The 5219-nt window shown below is 58.8% G+C and carries 5 protein-coding genes; all 5 read right to left on the bottom strand.

Annotated features, from left to right (window positions below):
• Nucleotides 1-137: 137 nt before the first annotated feature.
• Complete coding sequence (locus ACXJ5O_RS18045; protein WP_457301093.1) at nucleotides 138-1013, bottom strand: SMP-30/gluconolactonase/LRE family protein; 876 nt, start codon at nucleotides 1011-1013, stop codon at nucleotides 138-140.
• 6 nt (nucleotides 1014-1019) lie between these two features.
• Nucleotides 1020-1982 carry a 3-keto-5-aminohexanoate cleavage protein gene (locus ACXJ5O_RS18040; RefSeq protein WP_457301092.1) on the bottom strand — a complete coding sequence of 321 codons (963 nt, stop codon included), beginning with the start codon at nucleotides 1980-1982 and terminating at the stop codon, nucleotides 1020-1022.
• A complete protein-coding gene (locus ACXJ5O_RS18035) occupies nucleotides 1979-2926 on the bottom strand; it encodes a 3-hydroxyacyl-CoA dehydrogenase (RefSeq protein ID WP_457301095.1) in 948 nt (315 codons plus the stop codon). Before ACXJ5O_RS18035 ends, ACXJ5O_RS18040 begins: the two co-directional genes overlap by 4 nt.
• A gap of 7 nt (nucleotides 2927-2933) precedes the next feature.
• Entirely contained in the window at nucleotides 2934-3740 is an 807-nt protein-coding gene (locus ACXJ5O_RS18030) for an SDR family oxidoreductase (protein WP_457301094.1), read from the bottom strand.
• A gap of 11 nt (nucleotides 3741-3751) precedes the next feature.
• Nucleotides 3752-5219, bottom strand: a 1468-nt coding sequence (locus ACXJ5O_RS18025; protein WP_457301091.1) for an ABC transporter permease, incomplete at its 5' end; no start/stop codon positions are given.

The raw sequence follows: 5219 nt of genomic DNA, 5'->3' as shown, positions 1-5219 counted from the left end.
CATCGGCTGTGGCGCGAAATACGCGACCGTCGAAGCTGTCGATCCAGTAAAGCCGTTGTTGTTCGACATCCCACAGCGGGCCTTCACCCAGCGTGGTCTTTACGTCCACCACCACATCGATTTTCATGTTTCCTCCCTCATCCCTTGAAACGCGGTTCCGGCAGACCGCGCACGCCGAGCCCATGCACGGCAAACATGCAGCCGGCCTCGCGTTCGCGGTGGTATTGGTTGTTGAACGGCCGGGCCATCGACGTAACATAAGCGATATCGAGCTCCGGACCGCCGAAGGTGATGCTCGTTGTCGATTGAACGGGCAGGCCGACAATGCGATCGATCACGCCGTTCGGATCAAACCTGATGAGGCGTCCGGAATAGACTTCGACGCTCCAGACATACCCCTCCGCATCGACAGTCGCGCCGTCTGGATAGCCGCGCAGACTGTCAAAGCTCGTAAACACGCGCCGCGACCCGACTGTGCCCGACGCGGTGTCATAGCTATAAGCGTAAATCGCTTTCTTGTGGCTGTCGGCGAAGTAGAGTGTCTTTCCGTCCGGACTGAAACAGGGCCCGTTCGAGCAAATGATCCCCGTATCGAGCGTATGCAGCGAAAGATCAGGATCGAGGCGAAACAGCGTACCAACCGGGTCGCGTTCCTCGAAATCCATTGAACCGGCAACAAAGCGCCCCTGGCGATCGACCTTTCCATCGTTGAGGCGCGGCCGAAGCTCGCCGGGATGGGTTTCATGCACCAGCTCGACGGCACCCGTTTCAAAATCCAGCGTGTAAAATCCATTACGCAGTGAAACGATGGCGCCGCCCTTTTCGCGCAATGCCAGCGAGCCGACCGGTTCCGGCAGGTTCCAGCTCTTGCGGTCGCCGCCTCTGACATCACAGGAATATACCGCCGGTGCGTAGGAATCGATCCAGTACAAACGCTGTTCCTCGACGTCCCATAGGGGACCCTCGCCCAGCTGATTGCGATCTTCGCTGAAAACCTCGATCCGCAGCATCATACCCTCCTAGAACGCGACCTTGTCGCCGCCCTTGAGTTGCAGGATCGCGCGCGCATCGTCCGGCGTCGCCACTTCCATGCCGAGCCCTTCGATGATCTTGCGCGCGAGCAGAACCTGATCGGCATTGGACTTTGCCAGCTTGCCCTTGCCCGCCCAAAGACTGTCTTCAAGGCCAACCCGGATATTACCGCCCAGCGCCGCCGCCTGAGCGGCAATGCGAAGCTGGCTCGATCCAGCTCCGAGCACCGACCAGCGATAATCCTCACCGAACAGGCGGTCGGCAGTGCGCTTCATATGCGCGACGTCTTCCGGATGCGTGCCGATGGCGCCCAGCAGTCCAAAAACCGACTGCACGAAGAATGGCGGCTTTACCAATCCACGATCGGCGAAATGCGAGAGATTATAGAGGTGGGCGATGTCATAACACTCGAACTCGAACCGCGTACCGTTGTCGTAGCAGGTCGCAAGAATATACTCGATATCCTTGAAACTGTTGCGGAATACCAGATCGCGGGTCGCCTGCAGATGCGGCTTTTCCCAATCGAACTTGAACTCCTTATATTTGTCGACGAGGTGATAAAGTCCGAAATTGATCGAACCCATATTGAGCGAAGCCACCTCCGGTTTGAAGGTTGCCGCCGGTTTCACCCGCTCCTCAACCTTCATGTAAGGGCTGCCGCCGGTGGTGATATTGATCGCGGCATTGGTGTTCTGCTTGATACGCGGCAGGAATTTGGCGAATGCTTCCGGTGTTTGGTCGGGCTTGCCGGTTTCCGGATCGCGCGCGTGCAGGTGCAGGATCGCAGCACCCGCCTCTGCTGCGGCGAGCGCTTCCTTGGCTATCTCATCGGGCGTGATCGGCAGATAGGGCGACATTGTCGGCGTGTGGATCGCACCGGTTATCGCACAGGTTATAATGACCTTGCCCTTCGTGCTCGAACCGGTTGTCACTCGTGTCGTCTCGCTCATTGTCCGAACTCCTGCGTTGATTTCTTCTTGTGCGCCGCAAGTGCCATGAGGCGCCGGTCACGCCAGACTTGACGATCGACCAACTTTTCCTGCGGCAGCTTTTCGCGCCGACCGGCCTCGACGGTTTCCAGGACATCGCCCGCCCAGTCGACGCGGCGTTGCATCTGGGGAAACAGCCGCTCGTAGATTATCTGGTAGCGCTCGACATAGTCGCGCACGCCCCCCGGTGCGTTGAGATCGATGGTCTCGAACGGGCCCATGAACGACCAGCGGAGAGCAAGTCCGTCACGAATACCGATATCGACATCCTCGACTGTCGCATATCCATCGGCCACGAGGCGAAAGGCCTCCTCCAGAAGCGCGCCCTGCATGCGGTTCATGATGAATCCGTCGAGTTCGCGCTTCATGACCAGCGGCGCATGTCCCGCGGCAATCAAGAACGCGCGGGTCCGTTCCACGACCTCGCCCGAGGTCCAGGGTGCCGGTACAACTTCGGCCGCAGGAATGAGATATGGCGGATTGATTGGGTGAACGACAAGACAACGCTGGCGGTTTTTCAGATGCTCGGTGAATTTCGATGGCAGCAAGGCCGACGTCGAACTCGCGATAACGGCCGACGCATCGGCATTCTCGTCGAGGAGCGAAAACACCTTGATCTTCGTTTCGAGATTTTCCGGGGTGTTTTCCTGAATGTGGATTGCACCTTCCAGTGCCTTTGCGAGATCCGTCTCGGCCACGATGCGCGACAGAACCGCCTCCGGCGAATGCCCGTTCAGCAGGTCGTTCCGCTCAAGATCGGYGAGCACATCTGCAATATAGCCGCGAGCCTTGGCCACGGCGTCGGGCGCTTGATCCCACAGGCTCACCTGATAGCCGGCGCGGGCAAAACTGATGGCCCAAGCTCTGCCGATGAAACCGCTGCCGATAATCGCTGTCTTTTGCATCGCTACCTCACAGAGTTTCGACATTGCCATCAACGCCGAGCGACTGGCCCGAAATGTTAATGCCGGCATTTGAAAGCAGGAAGGCGACCATCGTTGCGACATCGTAGGGACTGACCATCCGCCGCAGCGAAACATTCTCAAGATAGCGCTCGGTCATTTCCTCGTGCGAGATGCCCAGTTGCTTCGCCCGGTTGCTGATGACGTTTTCAATGCGCGGTCCCTCGACAATGCCAGGCAGGATTGCATTGACGCGGATCGCATGCAGCCCGAGCTCCTTGGCGAGACTTTGGGTAAAGCCGATCACCCCGAACTTGGCCGCCGAATATGGCGTGCGAAAAGCATAACCGTGCTTGCCGGCGGCAGATGACATATTGACGATCGATCCGCCTCCTGATGCCTTGAGCATCGGTACGGCGCGCCGCGCACAAAGGAACTGTCCGGTCAGGCAGATGTCGATGCAACGGCGCCAGTCCTCGGTACTGATTTCATCGACACCGCCTGTCGGACCGGCGATGCCCGCATTGTTGATAAGCGCGTCGAGACCACCCAGTGAAGAGGACACCTCCTCGAACATGCGGTCGACATCTTCTTCCCGTGAGACATCAGCAAGGGTTGYGTGTGCCGGTGAAATGCTTTTCTGCGCCTCGTTCAACAGCGATTCGGATATGTCGCAGATTGCCACGCGGGCACCGAGCCGTGAAAGGGTTGCGGCAATTGCGTAGCCAATACCGGAGCCCCCCGCCGTGACCAGCACCCGTTGATCGCGCAAACCACCCAAGAATTCTTCCGCAGATGCCGGTGCAATTTTATTCATCATTTGTCCTCCTAAGACCGCTTCTCACGAAGCGCCATAACTGCACCGAGCACGACAAGGCCAAACAGGATCGCCCGCGTTGCATAGGGCAGCGTCGTTCCCGCCAGGAACATTTGCAGTGCGGTGAGCAGCAACACCCCACCCAGCATGCCAAGATAGTGACCACGTCCGCCGGTAATCAGGGCGCCACCAACCACCACCACCGCGATCGATGGCAGCAGATAATCGTCGCCCATGCCAAGGCTTGCCTGTCCCGAGAACCCGGTGAGCAATACCCCGACAAGCCCGGCGCAAAGGCCGGAGAGCACATAGACAAGAATGAGCGTGCGACCGACAGCGATGCCTGAGAGCTGCGCTGCCCGTAATCCGTTGCCGATGCCGTAAACCCTGCGTCCGAAGGCTGTTCGCCCGAGCAAAAACACCGCGGCGATGACAAACAAAACCATGAACGGAACGACCGGCGTGACAGTCCAGATTTTTCCCGTCATGAACCAGCGGAGCATTGGCGATGAAAATCCCGCCGGCGTTCCTTGCGAATAGACCAGTGCAAAACCCTGCAGGATGCCGTTCATGGCCAGCGTCATGACGATGGGCGATATGCCGAGCACGACGATTCCAACGCCGTTGATAAATCCGATAAGGCAAGCGACGAGAAGAACGGCAGGCAAAGCGTAGACGAGAGCCGCGTCGGAACCATTGACGATACCTGCGAGCAGGATGCCCGCTATGCCGATGGTCCAGGGAACCGAGAGGTCGAGGCCTCCGGTCAGGATTACAGTTCCCTGCCCCAACGCCAGGATGGCGAGGAAGGTGGACAGGACCGCCAACGAATTCCAGTAGGTCGGGTTCAGGATTGCCCGGCCAAGCCAGAATTGGGTGACGATGACAACGGCCAGAAGACACAAATATGCAGGCAGTGCATAGCGGATCGTCTCGCTGTTGCGCGACAGGAATGTCGACGCTACCGGTTTACCCTCGGCTGTCGATGGCATTTTCATCCGCCGGTCGGTGCGATCGAGCTGCGAGGGGAGCAGGCCCTGACGCCATGCGCTGAACTGCGCTTGCGCACTGCGCAATTGCCTGGCGAGCGTCGAACTATACGAGATCGATCCTGCCAGAACGGCGAGGATCAGAATAGTTCCTTCAGCGATGGTCGAATAGTAGGCCGACACATTCAGAACAAGGAGAATATTCACCACCATCATGAGGATATAGGCGCCGAAGACGGTGCCAAGCGGTCCGCCGCGTCCGCCGCCGAGACGCGTACCGCCAACGACCACAGCAGCGAACATTGACAGGAGCAGCGGATTGCCAACCAGTGGATCGGCGCTGCCCGTCTGTGCGCTGATGAAAACGCCAGCCAGGCCATAGCAGCCGCCGGCGATAACATAGACCAGGAATTTGGTGAGCTTGACCCTGACGCCGATGGCCGCCGCAGCGTCCGGATCGCTGCCGACCGCATAGATCGCAGTACCGAAC

The organism is Phyllobacterium sp. P5_D12, assembly GCF_054049495.1.
The sequence above is the reverse complement of the archived record's forward strand: the minus strand, read 5'-3'. Positions and strand labels throughout refer to the sequence as shown.

Excerpts from the sequence above, each read along its gene's own strand:
- ACXJ5O_RS18040 (WP_457301092.1), bottom strand. The coding sequence starts at position 1,982 with ATGAGCGAGACGACACGAGTGACAACCGGTTCGAGCACGAAGGGCAAG.
- ACXJ5O_RS18045 (WP_457301093.1), bottom strand. The coding sequence starts at position 1,013 with ATGATGCTGCGGATCGAGGTTTTCAGCGAAGATCGCAATCAGCTGGGC.